Annotated in this window: 16 protein-coding genes and 1 pseudogene; 11 read left to right on the plus strand and 6 right to left on the minus strand. The window is 73.0% G+C overall.

Annotated features, from left to right (window positions below):
- Both EAO70_RS39465 and EAO70_RS23210 read right to left on the minus strand, forming a co-directional pair.
- Positions 1 to 297: hypothetical protein (locus EAO70_RS39465; RefSeq protein ID WP_261992994.1), on the minus strand; the 297-nt coding region annotated here is incomplete at its 3' end.
- A 164-nt stretch (positions 298 to 461) separates the two neighbouring features.
- A complete protein-coding gene (locus tag EAO70_RS23210) occupies positions 462 to 1,244 on the minus strand; it encodes a hypothetical protein (RefSeq protein ID WP_148004734.1) in 783 nt (260 codons plus the stop codon).
- A 271-nt stretch (positions 1,245 to 1,515) separates the two neighbouring features.
- On the opposite strand from EAO70_RS23210, the gene EAO70_RS23215 reads away from it, so the two are divergent.
- The 4 genes from EAO70_RS23215 to EAO70_RS23230 all read left to right on the plus strand — a co-directional run bounded on the left by EAO70_RS23215 (position 1,516) and on the right by EAO70_RS23230 (position 5,204).
- Positions 1,516 to 2,118 carry a transglycosylase family protein gene (locus EAO70_RS23215; RefSeq protein WP_148004735.1) on the plus strand — a complete coding sequence of 201 codons (603 nt, stop codon included), beginning with the start codon at positions 1,516 to 1,518 and terminating at the stop codon, positions 2,116 to 2,118.
- A gap of 247 nt (positions 2,119 to 2,365) precedes the next feature.
- Positions 2,366 to 3,640, plus strand: coding sequence for a glycosyltransferase (locus EAO70_RS23220; RefSeq protein ID WP_148004736.1), 1,275 nt, complete (start codon positions 2,366 to 2,368; stop codon positions 3,638 to 3,640).
- A gap of 113 nt (positions 3,641 to 3,753) precedes the next feature.
- Positions 3,754 to 4,737: a helix-turn-helix transcriptional regulator gene (locus EAO70_RS23225; RefSeq protein WP_148004737.1), complete on the plus strand. Its 984-nt coding sequence runs from the start codon at positions 3,754 to 3,756 to the stop codon at positions 4,735 to 4,737.
- A 251-nt stretch (positions 4,738 to 4,988) separates the two neighbouring features.
- The gene (locus EAO70_RS23230; protein ID WP_148004738.1) at positions 4,989 to 5,204 is read left to right on the plus strand and encodes an I78 family peptidase inhibitor; all 216 of its coding nucleotides are present in this window, start codon (positions 4,989 to 4,991) and stop codon (positions 5,202 to 5,204) included.
- Positions 5,205 to 5,317: 113 nt separating this feature from the next.
- Here EAO70_RS23230 and EAO70_RS23235 read toward each other — a convergent pair whose 3' ends face one another.
- Positions 5,318 to 6,235: a phosphatase PAP2 family protein gene (locus tag EAO70_RS23235; protein ID WP_148004739.1), complete on the minus strand. Its 918-nt coding sequence runs from the start codon at positions 6,233 to 6,235 to the stop codon at positions 5,318 to 5,320.
- 404 nt (positions 6,236 to 6,639) lie between these two features.
- On the opposite strand from EAO70_RS23235, the gene EAO70_RS23240 reads away from it, so the two are divergent.
- On the plus strand, positions 6,640 to 8,403 hold the full coding sequence (locus EAO70_RS23240) for an MFS transporter (protein ID WP_148004740.1): 1,764 nt from the start codon (positions 6,640 to 6,642) through the stop codon (positions 8,401 to 8,403).
- Between the two features lie 35 nt (positions 8,404 to 8,438).
- Here EAO70_RS23240 and EAO70_RS23245 read toward each other — a convergent pair whose 3' ends face one another.
- On the minus strand, positions 8,439 to 8,873 hold the full coding sequence (locus EAO70_RS23245; protein ID WP_148004741.1) for a cell division protein SepF: 435 nt from the start codon (positions 8,871 to 8,873) through the stop codon (positions 8,439 to 8,441).
- A 324-nt stretch (positions 8,874 to 9,197) separates the two neighbouring features.
- On the opposite strand from EAO70_RS23245, the gene EAO70_RS23250 reads away from it, so the two are divergent.
- A complete protein-coding gene (locus EAO70_RS23250; protein WP_187283994.1) occupies positions 9,198 to 10,487 on the plus strand; it encodes a DUF5685 family protein in 1,290 nt (429 codons plus the stop codon).
- A gap of 54 nt (positions 10,488 to 10,541) precedes the next feature.
- Here the strand turns inward: EAO70_RS23250 and EAO70_RS23255 are convergent, their stop codons facing one another.
- Positions 10,542 to 11,528, minus strand: a complete 987-nt coding sequence (locus EAO70_RS23255) for an ABC transporter substrate-binding protein (protein WP_148004742.1) — start codon at positions 11,526 to 11,528, stop codon at positions 10,542 to 10,544.
- Positions 11,525 to 12,004: a GNAT family N-acetyltransferase gene (locus EAO70_RS23260; protein ID WP_148004743.1), complete on the minus strand. Its 480-nt coding sequence runs from the start codon at positions 12,002 to 12,004 to the stop codon at positions 11,525 to 11,527. Before EAO70_RS23260 ends, EAO70_RS23255 begins: the two co-directional genes overlap by 4 nt.
- A gap of 463 nt (positions 12,005 to 12,467) precedes the next feature.
- Between EAO70_RS23260 and EAO70_RS23265 the strand changes: the two genes are divergently transcribed.
- The 5 genes and pseudogenes from EAO70_RS23265 (at position 12,468) to EAO70_RS23285 (ending at position 17,822) form a co-directional block, all read left to right on the plus strand.
- Positions 12,468 to 13,316 (plus strand): amino acid ABC transporter permease, encoded by an 849-nt coding sequence (locus EAO70_RS23265; RefSeq protein ID WP_148004744.1) that lies wholly within the window; start codon positions 12,468 to 12,470, stop codon positions 13,314 to 13,316.
- Positions 13,313 to 15,085: pseudogene (locus tag EAO70_RS23270) on the plus strand (FAD/NAD(P)-binding protein); the annotation flags it as partial. The gene EAO70_RS23265 and the pseudogene EAO70_RS23270, both read left to right, overlap by 4 nt.
- A 23-nt stretch (positions 15,086 to 15,108) precedes the next feature.
- Entirely contained in the window at positions 15,109 to 15,993 is an 885-nt protein-coding gene (locus EAO70_RS23275) for an amino acid ABC transporter permease (protein WP_148004745.1), read from the plus strand.
- Positions 15,990 to 16,796 carry an amino acid ABC transporter ATP-binding protein gene (locus tag EAO70_RS23280; protein WP_148004746.1) on the plus strand — a complete coding sequence of 269 codons (807 nt, stop codon included), beginning with the start codon at positions 15,990 to 15,992 and terminating at the stop codon, positions 16,794 to 16,796. Before EAO70_RS23275 ends, EAO70_RS23280 begins: the two co-directional genes overlap by 4 nt.
- Before the next feature lie 48 nt (positions 16,797 to 16,844).
- A complete protein-coding gene (locus EAO70_RS23285; RefSeq protein WP_148004747.1) occupies positions 16,845 to 17,822 on the plus strand; it encodes an ABC transporter substrate-binding protein in 978 nt (325 codons plus the stop codon).
- The last annotated feature ends 135 nt before the right edge of the window (positions 17,823 to 17,957 follow it).

A 17,957-nucleotide genomic window follows, 5' to 3' on the forward strand; every position in this document is an offset into this window, starting at 1 on the left:
CGGGTAGGGCGCGGCCCAGGCCTGCGGATACGCCGCCCCGTACCGGTGGCCCTGGCCGTGGCCGTGACCCTGGCCCTGCCCGTACACGCCCGTGCTCACCGCCGTACCGAACGCCCGGAACGTCACGTCCTCCTCGCCGCTGCGGTCACCCGGCAGCGTGCGGAACGTCCTGCGGAACTCCGAGTACAGGGCGTCGTAGATCGGCGTGGGCGAGGGCCCGGCCGTGACGTCCTGCGCGGGGCGCATCGACGGGATCGGACTCGGATACGGCTGGGGGAAGGGGTCGTATGCGTGCACGTAGGTGCCAACGACCCCGCCGCCCGTCGGATGCGGGCGGCTCTCCGAAAGGGGGGCCCGCCGGGGACGCGGCACGGCCGGGGCCCCGGGGCCGCCGGAGCCCGTCGGCCCCACCGGCACGCCGTGCACCCGCGCCCACCCCATGCCCGGCCGGCGGCCCTCCATCAGGTGCCGGCCAGCGGCATCGCGGCGGCGACCAGGCGCCCGTTCGCCGCGGCCTTCTCCAGGGCGTCGCGCAGCAGGTCCTCGCGCGGCTGCTGGCCGATCGAGCCGACCGGGGCGGCGAAGACCAGCACCGTGTGCGACTTGTTGGCCGCCGCCCGCCAGCCCTCGGTGACCTGGAGCGGCTGGTGGGCCTGCCACCAGGCGGCCTGCCCCGCGCCGCCGGGGCCCGGCTGGAGGACGGAGTGCAGCTGGCCCATGGCCACCAGGACCGACCAGCCCGGCAGCGCTGCCGGCTTCTCGTCGAGCGTCACGACCCGGTGGAAGCCCTGGTCGGCCAGGAGCGGCAGGAACTCGTCGGTGAGGCCGTCCGACCCCGGACGGGCCACCGGCGCGGTCGGCTCCACGACCAGGGCCGGGTGCAGCTCGCCCTGGATCAGGACGAGACCGCTGGTGACCCCGAGCACGGCCTGCTCGGGGTGGGCGGCGGACAGCGCGTCGGCGGTGTCCGAGGCCGTGATGGAGGCGACGGCGCCCTGCAGCTGCTCCTCGGCGACCCGGACGACCTGCGACGGAATGCAGCTGGCGTGGGCGAACGCGAGGACCGCGGTCTCGTCGCCGACGAACAGCACCGTGCTGGTGCGCTCCTGGCCGGAGTCACCCGGCGTGCGGCAGGACGTGCAGTCGTAGCCGCCCGGGGCGTTGTCGCCGGCGAGCAGCCGGTCCGCTTCTTCGTCGCCGATCTCGGCGCGTACGTCCTCGCTGACGTCGAGCATGCGCGGCACGGGGGGCTCCCTGGGCTCGGTACGGGGGGACGCCGGGCCGTTCCCGGTCGTCTCATGACGAGTTCAACGGGTCAGGCTCGGCCGGGGTCACGCGTGGAACCGTGCCAACTTGCCACCGGCCCGTGCGGAGCCGGTCGCGCGCGGGCCCGGCGGACGGCGCTGCGAGGGCACGGGGAGCGCGCGGCGGTGGGTGACTCCGACCGGGTGGGGTGTGAACGGTGTTCCGCGCGGCACGGGCCGGGGGCGCCGGGGCGCTGCCTAGCCTGCCTCGATGTCGATGATCCGATTGTGGACCACGGGTTCGCTCGTGGCGGTGTCCGCCGCCGCGCTGCTGGCGCTGGCCCCGGCACCCGTCCAGGCCCGCGACCTGCCGGCCGGCCCCCGGAACACGTCCGCCGTGCTCCGTGACGTACCGGCGGGGCTCCCGGCGGCCGCCGCCGTGCCCGCCTACCCCTGCGCCGGGGACCAGTGGCCGTGGGGGTGCGTCGCCGAGTGCGAGAGCAGCGGCGACTGGCACACCAACACCGGGAACGGCTTCTACGGGGGGCTCCAGTTCTGGCACCCGACCTGGGTCGAGCACGGCGGACTGCGGTACGCGCCGCGCGCCGACCTGGCGACCCGGGCCCAGCAGATCGCCGTCGCCGAGGAGGTGCTCCGTACCCAGGGGTGGGGGGCCTGGCCGGTCTGCTCCAAGCGGTACGGGCTGAGCGGGCGCGTCCACACCGTCCAGCGGGGGGACACCCTCAGCTCGATCGCCCGCCGTTTCGCGATCAAGGGAGGCTGGCAGGCGCTGTACCAGGCGAACCGGGCCCTCATCGGACCCGATCCGAACCGGGTGGCCGTCGGGACGATGCTGCGGATCGCGCCCCTCTGAGGCGCGCCGGCGCGGTCGAGGGTCCCGGGCGGGAGGCCGGGGACCCGGAACGCCCGCCCGTCGGTGGCTCGTTGGCCGGAGAGACGGGGGTCCGGGTGATCGGGCAGAGGGGAAGGGGAGCGGCGTGATCGTGCCCCGCTCGGTCACCGTCCGTGAAGCTCCCCGGTCACCGCGCGCGAACGGAGCCCCCTCGACCGGCGTTACAGTCGGTCGACCGATCAACTGACCGGGGGGAACCGGCAGCGCGATGCGTATTTCCTTTCTGCTCCACAACGGCTACCACTACGGCGGCACGATCCGGACGACGTTCACCCTCGCCGAGGAACTGGCGAAGCGTCACGAGGTCGAGATCGTCTCGGTGTTCCGCCACCGCGACCGCCCCTTCCTCGGCCTGCCCGCCGGGGTGACCCTGCGCCACCTCGTCGACGTGCGCAAGGACAGTCCCGGCTACGACGGCGACCACCCCGACTTCCACCGCCCCGCCGAGGTCTTCCCGCGCGGCGACGGACGCTGGAAGCAGTACAGCGCCCTCACCGACGCCCGGATCGGGGACCACCTGCGCGGCGTCGAGGCCGACGTCCTCGTCGGCACCCGCCCCGGGCTCAACGTGCAGCTCGTCCGGCAGGCCCGGCGGGGGCCCGTCCTGGTGGGACAGGAGCACCTGATCCTCGACGGCCACACCTTCCGGCTGCGCCGCGACATCGGCCACGAGTACGCGCTCCTGGACGCCGTCACCACCGTCACCGAGGCGGACGCCCGCGCCTACCGGCGGCTGAAGCTGCCCGGCGTACGCGTCGAGTCCGTGCCCAACAGCGTGCCCGCGCCCCCGGCGCCGCCCGCCGACCCTGCGGTGCGGACCGTGGTGGCGGCGGGCCGGCTCACCCAGGTGAAGCGGTACGACCTGCTGATCGACGCCTTCGCCGAGGTGGCGGCCGACCATCCCGACTGGCGGCTGCGGATCTACGGCAGCGGGGACGCCGCGCAGAACCTCAAGGGCCCGCTGACCCGGCAGATCGAGGAGCGGGGGCTCACCGGGCAGGTGTTCCTCATGGGGTCGGCGAACCCGCTGGAACCGGAGCTGGCCAAGGGCTCGATCGCCGCGGTGACCTCGCAGCGCGAGTCCTTCGGCATGACCATCGTCGAGGCGATGCGCTGCGGACTCCCGGTGGTGTCCACCGACTGCCCGCACGGACCGGGCGAGATCATCGAGGACGGGGTCGACGGCTTCCTCGTGCCGGTCGACGACACGGCGGCGTTCGCGCGGGCGCTGCGCCGGCTGGTCGAGGACGACGAGCTGCGGGCCAGGGCGGCCCGGGCCGCCCTGGACGCGTCCGAGCGGTTCGACCCGATCAGGATCGCCGCCCGGCACGAGGCGCTCTGGGGGGAGCTCGTGGAGCGGGGCGCGGGCCGACGCACCCACGGGCAGGGCCGGGCGGCGCTGCACACCGCGACCGGTCGCGCGATCGACGCGGTCTACGACCTGAAGGCCCGGGTCGGCCGGCTGGTCCGCCGCTTCCGCTGACCGCGCCCCGCGCCCACGCCGCTCGCACCCCGCGCCCGTGCCGCTTCCACCCCGCTCGCACCTCGTTCCATCGAGGACAGAAGTCGTCCGCGAGGGCTGGCAGACTCGCGTCCATGTTGGAGACCTCAGCACGGCTCTTGCGTCTGCTCTCGCTGCTCCAGGCCCACCGCGAGTGGTCCGGTGCCGATCTCGCCGACCGGCTCGGGGTCACGCCCCGGACCGTACGGCGGGACGTGGACCGGCTCCGCGAGCTCGGCTATCCGGTCAACGCCAGCCCCGGGACCGGCGGCGGCTACCAGCTCGGCGCCGGGGCCGAGCTGCCGCCGCTGCTCCTCGACGACGAGGAGGCCGTGGCGGTCGCCGTCGGACTCCGGGCCGCCGCCGGGCAGGGCGTCGAGGGCATCGGGGAGAGCTCGGTCCGCGCCCTGGCCAAGCTGGAGCAGGTGCTCCCGGGGCGCCTGCGCCGCCGGGTGAGCGCCCTGAACGCCTTCACCGTCCCGATGCTCCGCACCCCCAGCGAGCGGATCGACCCGGCCGTCCTCACCGAGCTCGCCCACGCCTGCCGGGACAGCGAGCGGCTGCGCTTCGAGTACCGGGACCACGGCGGGGCGAGCACCCGCAGGAACGTCGAGCCGCACCGTCTGGTGTGCAGCGAGCGGCGCTGGTACCTGGTCGCCTGGGACGTGGACCGGGACGACTGGCGCACCTTCCGCGCCGACCGGATCGTGCCGACCCCGCCGCACGGGCCCCGCTTCCCGCCCCGCGAGCCGCCCGCGGACGACCTCGCCGCCTACGTGGCGAAGGGCGTGTCCACCTCGGCGTACTCGACCGAGGCGACGATCCGGCTGCACGTGTCGCTCGCGGAGGCCGCCGGGGCCGTCGGCSCGGCCGACGGCGTCCTGACGGCGGACGGGGCGGACGCCTGCCTGCTGCGGACCGGGGCGCACAGCCTCGACGTCATGGTGATCCACGTGTCGTTGATCGGCTTCGAGTTCGAGGTGCTCGATCCGCCGGAGCTGGTCGACCGGGTGCGGGCGCTCAGGGACCTGCTCTCCCGCTCCCTCGACCGGTCGGCGGGGGCTCCGGCGGAGGCGTAAGCATTGTGTAAGGGAAGAGTGGGCGGCTCGCGTGCGCACCGCCCAGACAATTCGGGACGGGCGGCGCCGGAAGAGTCGAATTACCCGCACGGTATCCGTGCTTCCGGTTCCTCGGTGCGAACTGCCGGGGGCCGCTCGGAATTACTGGAGAAACGGACGGAATCCCTGGTCGGAAGTGACCTGGATCATGCCGAACATACGTCGAGAACCTGTGACACAAGCGTGACCGCGAAGGGACTAACGTGAGGGTCATGGCACCGACATCGCGCACTCCCGAACCGCCCCGCGACGCCCCCGAGTCCTATGTGGGCCTCGACGGGGACAGCGCCGAACGGCGCGCCAGGACGCGGGGCTGGAGCACCGTCAGGTCGCTCCCGCCCGGCTCGATCATCACGATGGAGTACGTCGCCGCACGCATCAACTTCGAGGTCGAGGACGGCACGGTCACCCGCTGCTGGGTCGGCTGAGGCGTCGGCGGCGGGCTCCGGGCGTGCCCGGAGCCGTCCGTGCACCGGACAGCGGGAAGGGCCCCGGCCGATCGTCGGCCGGGGCCCTTCTCCGGATGCGTGGGGTCGCGCGGTCAGCCGCGGGTCGCCGGGGCGCGGCCGCCCGCCACTCCCGTACGGGTCGCCGAAGCGCGGCCGCCGGCCACTCCGGCGGGCCCGCGGACGGGCTCCTCGGAGCCGGCCGGACGCGGCGGGAAGTACCCCGGGCGGGGTCCTCCGGAGGCCACGGGCAGCGAGGGCACCAGACGGCGGCGGTCCCGCAGCCGGTCCCGTACGCGGTCGCGCAGGGCCAGGATCCACGACTCGGCGACGGCGATCACCGGCTCGCACCAGGGCAGGGCGAGCAGGATCAGCAGGCCGGCGGCCCAGCCGAGGAGGACGTCGCTCAGCCAGTGCGTGCCCAGGTAGACCGTGGTGAGCCCGACGCCGAGAGCGACCACCGCGGAGAGCGCCGACAGATAGCGCCGGGCCCGCGGAGTGGTCGCGAGGTAGGCGAGGATGCCCCAGGTCACGACCGCGTTGGCGGTGTGACCCGAGGGGAATATGTCGCCGCCGGCGAAGAGCTCGGCGGATCCGACCTCGGTCGCGTAGTGGGGGCCGAGACGGCCGAGCCCGAGCTTGACCGCGCCGACCGTGACGTTGAGCAGCAGGAGGGCGGCGCCGAGGCAGAGCAGAGGCCGCAGGGTGTGCTGGCGCCAGGAGCGCCAGCCCAGCCAGGCGGCCACCATGACGGCCGTCGGACCGCGCTGGCCGAGGACGACGTAGTAGTCGAGGAAGCCGTGGATCTCCGGCCACTGCTGGTACGGCCGGAAGAGCATGATCTTCCAGTCGAGGGTCACCAGCCACGTCGAGAGCAGCACGGCGACGACCATGGCGAGATAGAACGCCGACGTCCCGCCGAAGAGGGCGAGACGCGTGCGGGTCATCCGCGGGACCTCTATCTTCGGCGGTTCCGGCTCCCGGTCCAGCCGGGCAAAGATGTCGGTACGCACCCAATCGACGTTACAGGGAGTGAGAAGCAGACCCGGTCGTACCGTGCTGTTCGTGATGTTGATGTGATGTGGAGTGGGTCTCAGTGGGCGTCCCTTTACCGGCGTCCGTCGGGAAATCCGATGACCTTCCGCCCTATTGTCACGGGACCGATTCCGGAAGCGTGTTTGAACACGCGGAATTCGCTTCAAACGCCTGTCCGTACGGAATTCCATGCGACGCACGGCCCGCCCCGAGTGGCGTACGCCACACCGCGCGGCCCGGCGAGGTGAGAGCTGCACCACGCGCTCGGGCCTCGGACTCGCGTACGCTGACGGCTCACTCGCCCGTCGATGCCGGGCCCCCCGGGGGTATAAGCCCTGGTCAGGACCCGCCGAGCGCGAGAGCTTCACTGGGAGGTACGTACATGTCGCGGACGAACACGGCCCCAGCACGACCCCGTGCCGCAGCCGGCGGGGGAGCCAACCGCTGGGTCGTCCTCGTCGTCCTCTGCGTCAGCCTTCTCGTGGTCGCCCTCGACTCGACCATCCTCCACGTGGCCATCCCCTCGCTCACCGAGGACCTGCGCCCGAGCTCCACCGCCCTGCTGTGGATCGTCGACGCCTACCCCCTGATCTGTGCCTCGCTCCTCATCCTCTTCGGCACCCTCGGTGACCGGGTCGGAAGGCGCCGGGTGCTGCTCCTCGGATACGCGCTGTTCGGCATCGCCTCGGCGGTCGCCGCGCTCGCCACCGACCCCGCGGTCCTCATCGGGGCCCGGGTGCTCCTCGGCGTCGGCGGCGCGATGATCATGCCCGCCACGCTCTCCATCCTCCGCGCGGTCTTCCCCGACCGGCGCGAGCGCGCCACCGCCATCGGGATCTGGACCGCGGTGGCCGCGATAGGGGCCGCCACCGGGCCCGTGCTCGGCGGCTTCCTCGTCGAGCACTACTGGTGGGGCTCCGTCTTCCTCATCAACATCCCGCTGATGGCCCTGATCCTGCCGCTCGGCCGCCGACTCCTCCCGGAGTCCCGCGGCGGCGCCGACGGACCCTGGGACGTCCTCGGCGCGCTCATGGCCGCCGCCGGTGTGCTCGGCTGCGTCCTCGGGGTCAAGCGGGCGGGCGCGGGCGAACCGCTCCTCGACCTCCTCACCGCCGGGCCGCTGCTGCTCGGCGCCGGGCTCCTCGTCCTCTTCGTGCGGCGCCAGCGGCGCAGGCCCCATCCGCTGATCGACATGCGGCTCTTCTCCCGCGCCGCCTTCACCACCTCGGTCGGCTGCATCGTGCTCGCCATGCTGGCCCTGGTCGGCCTCCAGCTCATCGCCGTCCAGTACCTCCAGCTGGTCATCGGCCTCAGCCCGCTGGAGACCGGGCTGCGGCTGCTGCCGCTCACCTTCGCCGCCATGGCCGCCGGCGCCACCGGCTCGTACACCCTGCGCAGGATCGGGCCGCGCCGGATGGTCGGCTGGGGCTTCGTCCTCACCGCCGCCGCCGTGCTGCTGCTCACCTTCATGGGGCAGCACGACCGGCCGCTGCTGCTCACGGTGGGCTTCGTGCTGCTCGGCTTCGGCCTGCAGACCACGCTCTTCTCGGCGTACGAGTCGATGCTCAGCGAGGCGCCGCAGCGGAGCGCGGGCGCCGCGGCCTCGATCGGCGAGACCTCGTACCAGCTCGGCGCGGGCATGGGCACCGCCCTGCTCGGCAGCGTGATGAACGCGGCGTACGCGCCCGGGCTCGCCGCGATCCCGGGGGTGCCCGCGGAGGTGAGCCGCGCCGCGGCGAACTCGCTGGGCGAGGCCTATCAGGTGGCGGGCCGGCTGGGCGGGGAGGCCGGCGGCGCGCTGCACGACGCCGCCCGGCACGCCTTCGTGAACGGGCTGCACCTCACGCTCTTCGTGAGCGCGGGGCTGCTGCTGCTCGGCGCGGCGATGGCACTGCGCCTGCCGCGGGTGATGGAGTGCCCGGCGGATCCGGAGGACTCAGTGGACTGCATGGACTCCGTGGACTCGGCGGACTCCGTGGATCCGGTGTCCGCCGGGGTGCCGGAGGCGGAGTCGCAGGGGCCGTCGAAGCACCCGGGTGCCGTGCGGGCCGTGGAGCCGTCGGAGCGCGCGAAGGCGTCCGGGCCGCGGGTGCCCGCGACGCGGGAGGCGATCGAGCCCGCCGGCTCGGGGCGTCCGGCGCACTGACCCGATCGCTCGGGGGTGCCCGGCCGGCGGACCGCTCAGCTCTGGTTGAAGAAGCCGTCCTGCTTGCGCCGGCCCGTCTCGCCGGTGACGATCTGGGTGTCGGCGGGGGTCAGCAGGAAGACCCGGGTGGCCACGCGCTCGATCGAACCGCGCAGACCGAAGGCGAGGCCGGCGGCGAAGTCGACCACGCGCTTGGCGTCGTTCGACTCCATCGCGGTCAGGTTCACGATCACCGGAACGCCGTCCCGGAAGAGCTCGCCGATGCCGCGGGCGTCCCGGAAGCCGGCCGGGGAGACGGTCGCGATCCGGCGGCCCCGGTCCTCGGCGGTGTCCGTGGCGACCCGGACGCGGGGGTCCGTCACCCAGGCGTCGCCGCCCTCGGCACCGTCGGCGTACTCGTCGTCGTAGTACCGCTCGTCGTTGTCCTCGACGAGTCCCAGCCAGGCACTGGCCTTGCGCACCGATCCCATGGACGCCTCCTTTCAACGCGGTCACTTGTGGTTCCGCATTTCCCTATCGTCCTTCATGATGCGGATCGCGCGCCAAGTGGATAGTCGGCGCGCAGGGGATTCGTGACGGTACTGGTGCAGAACGTGAGGACCGTTTCCTGGCGACTCGTCAGGAAACGTGCGGTATGCGGGGCCTGAGGGAGGGCCATGTAGCTGAAAATATGAAAGTCGTGCCGGAAGGGTGACGATGGGCGCGTACGGGTGAACGAGCCCGCTCGCTACGATGCCGCGAGACCGCCCGGCGGTCCATGGCCAGGCGCAGATCCACGCTCCACGGGGGAGACCATGTTCGGAATCGTCAGACCCTGCACGCATCGGCTCACCGACGGGCTCAAGACCGCGTGGATGGCCCATCTCTGCGGCCTCTGCCTGGCACTTCGCGCCGACCACGGGCAGTTCGCGCGGATCGTCACCAACTACGACGGGCTGATCGTCTCCGTCCTGACGGAGGCTCAGACCGGCGTCACCGAGGCCGGCCGCCGCACGGCCGGGCCCTGCGCGCTGCGTGCCCTGCGGACCGCCCCGGTGGCCAGGGGCGAGGGAGCCCGGCTCGCCGCCGCCGTCTCCCTGGTCCTGGCCTCGGCGAAGATCCGGGACCACGTCGACGACCGGGACGGCCTGTTGGCCCGGCGGCCGGCCGCCGCGGCGGCCCGCCGCGTCGCCCGCTCCTGGGACCGGGCGGGAGCCAGGACCGGACGCGCCCTCGGCTTCGACACCGCCGTCCTCGTGGACGCCGTCGACCGCCAGACCGGCATCGAGGCACTGGCCGGCCCCGGCACCTCCCTGCTCACCGTCACCGAACCGACCGAGACCGCCACCGCGGCCGCGTTCGCGCACACCGCCGTCCTCGCCGGACGGCCCGGCAACGCGGAGCCGCTCGCCGAGGCGGGCCGGCTCTTCGGCCGGCTCGCCCACCTCCTCGACGCCGTCGAGGACCAGACCGCCGACGCGGAGAAGGGGGCCTGGAACCCGCTCACCGCGACCGGCACCTCCCGCGAGGAGGCCCGCCGGCTCGCCGACGACGCCCTGCACGGCATCCGCCTCGCCCTGCGGGACGCCGAGTTCGCCGACGGCAAGCTGGCGCACGTCCTGCTCGCCCACGAACTCCGCACCTCGGTCGACCGCGCCTTCGGCACCACGAGCTGCTCGCACACCGGCGCGGCGCGGGGCCCCGGCGCCCCGCACGCGCACGGACCCGTCCCGGGGAACCCCTACGCCGCACCGGGCGGCCCGGGCCCCGGCAACCCGTACGCACCCGGCGGTCCGGCCGGCCCCGGTGGTCCGTACGCCCCCGGCCCCGGCGGTCCCGGCGGCCCCGGCGGGCCGCTGCCGCCCAGCCCGCCGAACCGCCGCGGGCTGATCGCCGGCTGCGCGCTCTGGATCGGTCTGGCCTGCACCTGCCAGATGTGCTGCGGCAGCTTCGAGGACCCCTGGAGCCGTCAGCGGCGCGAAGGGCTCTGCCAGCAGTGCGACCCCGGGAGCTGCTGCGACTGCTGTGACTGCTGCGGCAACTGCTCCTCCTGCTGCGAGGGCGACGGCTGCTGCGGCGACTGCAACTGCGGCTGCGACTGCTGACCTTCCGCCGGGATCCCCGCGCCGCTCCCTCTTCGGCGCCGGGATCCCGCGCCGCTACTTCTTCGGCGCCGGGATCTCCGGCGGGGAGATCCGCGAGGTGGCGATGCCCGACCCGGTCACGCCCCACTTCTTGAGGATCCGGTCGTACGTGCCGTCCGCCTTCAGTCCGTTCACCGCGGCCTGGAAGGCGGGCGCGAGCGGCGTCCCCTTCTTGAAGGCGAAGCCGACGTCGAGCCGCCGGTACTCGTTGAGGAACTTCACGTTCTTCTGCTGCGTCACCGCGTACCGCACGCCGTTGATCGTGTTCATCACGACATCGCTGCGGCCCTGCTGGAGCGACATCCAGATCGCCCCCGTCTCGCTGTAGACGTTCACCTCGTACGGCTTCCTGCCCGCCTCCGCGCACCGGCCCTTGTTCTGCTCCAGGGTCCGCTCGAAGGTGGTGCCCGCGTTCACGGCCACCTTCAGGCCGCACAGCTGCGTGAGGTCGGTCACCGCCTTCAGCGGACTGTCCGCACGGCTCGCGAACCCCTGGCCGTCGTTGATGTAGGTCACGAAGTCGATGGCCTTGCGCCGCTCCTCGGTCACCCCGAAGTTCCCGGTGCCGACGTCGTACTTGCCGCTGCCGAGGGCCGGCAGGATCGCCTCGAAGCCGACCACCTCGCGCTTCGCCTCCAGGCCGAGGGCCTTCGCCACGGCCGCGGCGAAGTCGGCGTCCACCCCCACCACGGTCTTCCCGTCGGGCAGATAGGCCGAGCTGGGCGGGGTCGCGACGGAGGAGGCGATCGTGAAGCTGCCACGCTGCCGGACGTCCGCGGGGAGCAGCTTCGCCGCGGCCTCGTTCTTCTTCACCGCCGACACCACGTCCTCGGTCGGAAGGCCGCCCTTGGCCGCCCCCGCGGCGCCCGGAGCGCCGGACGCGCCGGCCGGGGTCGTGGCGGGGTCGCCACCCGCGCAGGCGGTCAGGGTCAGGGCGGCGCCGGTGATCAGGGCGAAGGCGAGAGCGGTGCGTGCGGTGCCGGGACGCGTGCGCGTGGTCATGGCTTCGGGTTCTCCAGGAGTTTCTCGAACGGCAGCGGGCCGATCGACTCGGGATCGGCGGACACGTCGAAGAGCGGGTGGTAGCCGCTCGCCAGATAGAGGCCCCTGGCCTCGGGCTGGCGCGGTCCGGTCGTGAGGTAGAGGCGGGAGTAGCCGCGGGCTGCGGCCTCCCGTTCGAGCACGGTCAGGACCCGGCGGGCGAGTCCGCGCCTGCGGTGCGCCGAGTGGGTCCAGATCCGCTTGAGTTCGGCGGTGTCGTCGTCGTAACGGCGGTAGGCGCCGCCCGCCACGGGCCTGCCCTGCTCCAGCAGGAGCAGGAAGGCGCCGTGCGGCGGGGTGAACTCCTCCGCCGGGTAGCGGCTCAGATCGTGCGCCGAGCCGTACCGGGTCGTGTACTCGTACGCCAGCTCGTCGAGGAGCGGGCGCGCCAAGGGGTCGGTGGTCGTGGTCCGGTGCACGGACAACGCGAAGGTCATGACGGTCCTTCAGGACGAAGGAGGCGAAAGAGACGAGAAGCGGGCAGTCCTTCGGAACGAAGGAGGGCGGCACGGTGGAACGAGGGGAGGGGAGAGCTCAGGCACCGGAAGGGCCTGGGTGTGAAGGCGCCGCGGAGGACAGCACGCGGGCGGGGCGGAGCCGTGTCACCGGCTCACCGAGCAGAGGGTCGGCTCAACAGGAGGAGGACCACACGCGACCGAAGTCGATGTGGGAGCGCGTGACCAGCTGCTGCGAATGCATGGCCACAGTGGAACAGGCATCCGTGCCCACGTCAACCGTGATGAGACGTACGGCTCACAGTGCGGACACCCTTGACAGCAGGGCCTGTTGACCGCATAGCCTCGAAGGGCGGATCGGGCTGAGGGGCCCGGTCCCGTGCTCGTCGCGTGTGAAGGCGCACCCCCGTGTTCGATCCGCCTCTGGCATCCACGGAGTCTTCGCATGTCCGCGACCCTCGTGAAAACCCCCTCGCCGGCCCCGCCGGCCGAACCACCGCCCCGTATCGTCCCCGCCCGCCGCGCCGGGCAGTGGACGGCCGCCGGCCTCGTGCTCCTCCTACTCGTCCTCGGTCTCGTCTCGGTCGTCCGCAACAAGGCCTTCCAGTGGGACGTGGTCGCCGAGTACTTCACCTCCACGTCCGTCCTGCGCGGACTCGGCCTCACCCTGTGGCTGACGGCCCTCGTCATGGTGCTCGGCTTCGTCCTGGGCACCCTGCTCGCCGTCCTGAGGCTCTCCGCCAACCCGGTTTTGCGCGCGGTGAGTTGGGGCTACGTCTGGTTCTTCCGCTCCACCCCGATCCTGGTCCAGCTGCTCTTCTGGTTCAACATCGGCGCGCTCTACCCGCAGATCCTGGGCGTCAGCACGGTCAACCTCCTCGGCCCCGTGTCCGTCGCCGTCATCGGCCTCACCCTGCACGAGGCCGCCTACGCCGCCGAGGTCGTCCGCGGCGGCATCCTCTCCGTCGACCGCGGCCAGCTGGAGGCCGCCCAGTCCCTCGGTCTCGGCCGGTGGCGCCGGCTCTCCCGGATCGTGCTGCCGCAGGCCATGCGCGCGATCGTCCCGCCGGCCGGGAACATGCTGATCGGCACCCTCAAGGGCACCTCGATCGTCTCCGTGATCGCCGTCCAGGACCTGCTCTACTCGACCCAGCTCGTCTACCACCGCACCTACGAGGTCATCCCGCTCCTCCTCGTCGCCACGCTCTGGTACGTCGCCGTCACCTCCGTCCTCAGCCTCGGCCAGCACTACGTGGAGCGGCACTACGCCCGCGGCACGGGGGGCGCGCGATGAGCCCCCGCCCGTCCCTGGTGATCGTGGGCGCCGGTCCGCGGGGGACCGGCCTCCTCGAACGGCTCGCCGCCAACCTGCCCGAGCTGTACGGCGACCGCCCCCTCGACCTGCACCTCGTCGACCCCCACCCGCCGGGCCCCGGCCGGATCTGGCGCACCGCGCAGTCCCCGCTGCTCTGGATGAACTCCCGGGCCGAGGACGTCACCATGTTCACCGACGAGACCGTCGAGCTGACGGGCCCCGTGCGGCCCGGACCGACGATCGCCGAATGGGCCGGCATCGACGGCCGCGGCTTCCCCACCCGCCTCCAGCAGGGCGCCTATCTGCGCTGGGTGTTCGAGCAGGCCCGGGCCGCGCTGCCCGCCTCCGTCACCGTCCACGAGCACCGCACCACCGCGCTGCGGATCGGCGGCCCGCGCGAGGGGCGCCAGCGGGTCTGGCTGGACGGCTCCGACACACCGCTCACCGCCGACGCCGTTGTCCTCACCGTCGGCCACCTCGACGCCGAACCCGACCCGGAGCAGCGGGCCCTCGCCGGCTTCGCCGCCCGCCACGGCCTCGTCCACCTGCCGCCCGACTTCACCGCCGACACCGACCTGACCGCCCTCCCCGCCGGCGAGAGCGTCCTCGTCCGCGGCTTCGGCCTCGCCTTCGTCGACCTGATGGTGCTGCTCACCGAGGGCCGCGGCGGACGCTACGAGGACGCGGGCGACGAACTCGTCTACCGGCCCTCCGGCCGGGAACCGGTGCTGCACGTCGGATCGCGCCGGGGCGTGCCGTACCACTCCAAGCTCGGCTACGCCCTCGACGGCGAACGGCCCCCGCTGCCACGGTTCTTCGGCCCCGAGCAGACCGACGCCCTGCTCCGCGCGCCCGGCCGCGTCGACTTCCGGCGGGACGTGTGGCCGCTGATCGACAAGGAACTCGGCTGGGCCCACTACCACCGGCTCTTCTCCACCCACCCCGAGCGGACCGCGCTCGAACCGGACGACTTCGCCCGGGCCTACGCGGCCGCGCCGCCGCGCAGCGCCGAGCTGGCCGCCCTCGTCGCCGCGGCCGTCCCCGACCCGGCCGACCGGCTCGACCTGGACGCCCTGGACCGTCCCCTCGACGGCATCCGCTTCGCCTCGGCGCAGGCCCTCCAGGCCGGCCTGCGCGGCTACGTCGCCGACGACCTCGCCCGCCGCCACGACCCCGCCCACAGCGCCGACGCCGCCGTCTTCGCCGGACTGCTCTCCGTCTACGGACAACTCCTCCGGCTCGGGGACCGCGTCGACACCGGCGACTGGTGGCACGGCTTCTTCAGCTACCTCGCGTCCGGCCCGCCCGGCCCCCGGCTCCGCCAGCTCCTCGCCCTCTCCCGCGCGGGCGTCGTCCGCTTCCTCGGCCCCGGCCTCACCGTCGAGGCCGACGAGGAGCGCGGGGTGTTCCGGGCCGCGTCCCCCGCCGTACCGGGGGAGTGGACCGAGGCGCGCGCCCTGGTCGAGGCCCGGCTCCCCGACCCCACCCTCGAACGCACCGGCAGCCCGCTGCTGCGCGCCCTGCACGAGGCGGGCGCCCGGGCCACCACCAGTGGCCTCCTCGTCGTCGACCCGGTCGACGGCCGGATCCTCGAACGCGACGGACGCCCCCACCCGCGCCGCTTCGCACTCGGCCCGCACACCACGGCGCGGACGGACAGCGCCTTCACCCGGCCCCGCACCGGCGGGGTCGCCTTCCGGCAGAACGACATCGCCGCGCGGGAGGCGCTGACGCTGCTGCGCGACCGGGCTCCCCCTTCCGAGGAACCGCCATGTCTCTCACCAGCGATCCGCCCGCCACCAGAGCCGTCCCGAAGGAACCGGCGGCCGCCCCCGAGCTCGTGGTCGTCCCCGTCCGCCACCCCTGGCGCTGGGTGGCCGTCGTGGTCACCGCCGTCCTGCTCGTCCAGTTCGTCCACGGCCTCGTCACCAACCCCGGCTGGGAGTGGGACGTCTTCGCCGCGTTCTTCACCACCGAGACGGTCCTCCGGGCCGTCTGGGTCACCCTTCAACTCACCTTCTACGGCACCGCGCTCGGCTTCGCGATCGGCATCGTGCTCGCCTTCATGCGCCTGTCGGCCAGCCCCTTCCTGCGGTCCGTCGCCTTCGGCTACATCTGGGCCTTCCGCTCGATCCCGCTCATCGTCCAGCTGCTCTTCTGGTTCAACCTGGCCTATCTCTACAAGGAGCTGAGCGTCGGCATCCCCTTCGGGCCGAGCTTCCTCTCCTTCGACACGATGGGCCTGGTCGGCGAGATGAGCGCCGCCGTCCTGGGCCTCGCCCTGCACCAGGCGGCCTACGCGGCGGAGATCGTCCGCGGCGGCGTACTCGCCGTGGACGAGGGCCAGTTGCAGGCGGCGGCCTCCCTCGGCATCCCGCGGCTGCGGCAGGTGCGGCGGATCGTCCTGCCGCAGGCGATGCGGTCGATCCTGCCCAACGCCGCCAACGAGATCATCTCGCTCTTCAAGGGCACCTCGATCGTCTCCGTCATGGCGATCGGCGAACTCTTCTACCAGGTCCAGGTCGTCTACGGCCGCAACGGACGGGTCGTCCCCCTCCTGATGGTCGCCACCGCCTGGTACGTCCTGCTCACCACCGCGCTCTCCGTCGTCCAGCACTACGTCGAACGCCACTACGCGAAGGGGAGCGTCCGATGAGCTCCGTCACCGCCGACCCGTCCGCCGCCCCCCGGGCCGCCGACACCGCCAAGGTCGAGATCCGGGCCGTCCACAAGACCTTCGGCCCGCTGCACGTCCTGCGCGGGATCGACCTCGACGTCCGCGCCGGCGAGGTCACCGTCGTCCTCGGCCCCTCCGGCTCCGGCAAGTCCACCCTCCTGCGCACCATCAACCACCTGGAGAAGGTCGACAGCGGCACCGTCAGCGTCGACGGCACCCTCGTCGGCTACCGCCGCTCCGGCAACAAGCTGTACGAGCTGCGCGAGCGCGACATCCTCAAGCAGCGCACCCGGATCGGCTTCGTCTTCCAGAACTTCCACCTCTTCCCGCACCTCACCGTCCTGGAGAACATCGTCGAGGCCCCCGTCTCGGCCCTCAAGCGCCCCCGCAAGGAGGCCGAGGCCGCGGCCCGCGGTCTCCTGGCGCGCGTCGGACTGGCCGACAAGGCGGAGGCGTACCCCAAGCAGCTCTCCGGCGGACAGCAGCAGCGGGTGGCCATCGCCCGCGCGCTCGCCCTGGAACCGGGGCTGCTCCTCTTCGACGAGCCGACCTCCGCGCTCGACCCCGAGCTGGTCGGCGAGGTCCTCGACGTCATCAAGGACCTGGCGGCCTCCGGCACCACCATGATCGTCGTCACCCACGAGATCGGCTTCGCCCGCGAGGTCGCCGACACCGTGGTCTTCATGGACGAGGGCCGGATCGTCGAGCAGGGGCCGCCGGCCGAGGTGCTCGACAGCCCCCGCCACGAGCGCACCCGCGCCTTCCTCTCCAAGGTCCTCTGACCACCCACCCACCCATCCACTCACCCCTTCTCTCTCAGGAGTACCGCCATGAAGACCCGTCGCACCGTCCTCACCGCTCTCGCCTCGCTCACCGCCCTCGGTGTCCTCACCGCCTGCGGCTCGGGCGACGCCGCCACCGAGACCGTCGGGACCGAGGGAAAGAAGACCGGCAACGGCATCAACCTCAGCCCCGAGCAGAACCGCGTCCACACCCCCAAGGTCGACGCACTCGCCGCCAAGCTCCCCGAGGCCGTCCGCAAGAGAGGCACCCTGGTCCTCGGCGTCTCCGCCACCGCCAATCCGCCGCTCGCCTTCCACGCCACCGACGACAAGACGCTGATCGGTGTCGAGGTCGACCTCGCGACCCTGGTCGCCGACGCCCTCGGCCTGAAGCCCGAGTTCAACCCGGTCTCCTGGGAGAACCTCTTCGTCGGCCTCGACAGCGGCAAGTACGACGCCGTGTTCTCCAACGTCACGGTGACCGAGGAGCGCAAGGACAAGTACGACTTCGCCACCTACCGCCTGGACGACCTCGCCTTCGAGGCGAAGAAGGGCTCCGGCTGGACGGTCAAGGGCCCCGAGGACGTGGCGGGGAAGGCGATCGCCGTCGGCTCCGGCACCAACCAGGAGAAGATCCTCGTCGACTGGTCCGCGCAGAACGAGAAGGCCGGGCGCAAGCCGGTCGACATCAAGTACTACCAGAACACCTCGGACTACTACCTGGCGCTCCAGTCCGGCCGCATCGACGGCTACCTCGGCCCCAACCCCGTGGCGGCCTACCACGTGCTCTCCGCCGGACAGACCGAGATCGTCGGAAAGTTCTCCGGTGCCGGTGCCGGACTCCAGGGCAAGATCGCGGCCACCACGAAGAAGGACAGCGGACTCGTCGCCGCCTACGCCGCCGCCATCGACCACATCGTCGAGAACGGCACCTACGCCCAGGTCCTCAAGCGGTGGGGCCTCGACAGCGAGTCCGTGACGAAGTCGGAGATCAACCCGCCGGGGCTGCCCCGCACCAAGAACTGACCGCGCGCCGCCCTTCCGGGAGAGACACCGCATGACCAGCAGCCGAACGCTCCACCTCGCCGCCGAACTCGCCCCGGGCGCCGGCGACCGGCCCGGCCCCCTGTCCGCCGCCGCCGGCACCGCACCCGCACGCAC

The sequence above is a fragment of the Streptomyces sp. adm13(2018) genome (assembly GCF_008042145.1).
Taxonomy (GTDB): Bacteria; Actinomycetota; Actinomycetes; order Streptomycetales; family Streptomycetaceae; genus Streptomyces.

Coding starts and splice junctions, on each gene's coding strand:
- EAO70_RS23215 (WP_148004735.1), top strand. CDS start 1,516: ATGTCGATGATCCGATTGTGGACCACGGGTTCGCTCGTGGCGGTGTCC.
- EAO70_RS23240 (WP_148004740.1), top strand. CDS start 6,640: ATGTCGCGGACGAACACGGCCCCAGCACGACCCCGTGCCGCAGCCGGC.
- EAO70_RS23275 (WP_148004745.1), top strand. CDS start 15,109: ATGTCTCTCACCAGCGATCCGCCCGCCACCAGAGCCGTCCCGAAGGAA.
- EAO70_RS23265 (WP_148004744.1), top strand. CDS start 12,468: ATGTCCGCGACCCTCGTGAAAACCCCCTCGCCGGCCCCGCCGGCCGAA.
- EAO70_RS23280 (WP_148004746.1), top strand. CDS start 15,990: ATGAGCTCCGTCACCGCCGACCCGTCCGCCGCCCCCCGGGCCGCCGAC.
- EAO70_RS23230 (WP_148004738.1), top strand. CDS start 4,989: ATGGCACCGACATCGCGCACTCCCGAACCGCCCCGCGACGCCCCCGAG.
- EAO70_RS23245 (WP_148004741.1), bottom strand. CDS start 8,873: ATGGGATCGGTGCGCAAGGCCAGTGCCTGGCTGGGACTCGTCGAGGAC.
- EAO70_RS23285 (WP_148004747.1), top strand. CDS start 16,845: ATGAAGACCCGTCGCACCGTCCTCACCGCTCTCGCCTCGCTCACCGCC.
- EAO70_RS23255 (WP_148004742.1), bottom strand. CDS start 11,528: ATGACCACGCGCACGCGTCCCGGCACCGCACGCACCGCTCTCGCCTTC.
- EAO70_RS23250 (WP_187283994.1), top strand. CDS start 9,198: ATGTTCGGAATCGTCAGACCCTGCACGCATCGGCTCACCGACGGGCTC.
- EAO70_RS23220 (WP_148004736.1), top strand. CDS start 2,366: ATGCGTATTTCCTTTCTGCTCCACAACGGCTACCACTACGGCGGCACG.
- EAO70_RS23260 (WP_148004743.1), bottom strand. CDS start 12,004: ATGACCTTCGCGTTGTCCGTGCACCGGACCACGACCACCGACCCCTTG.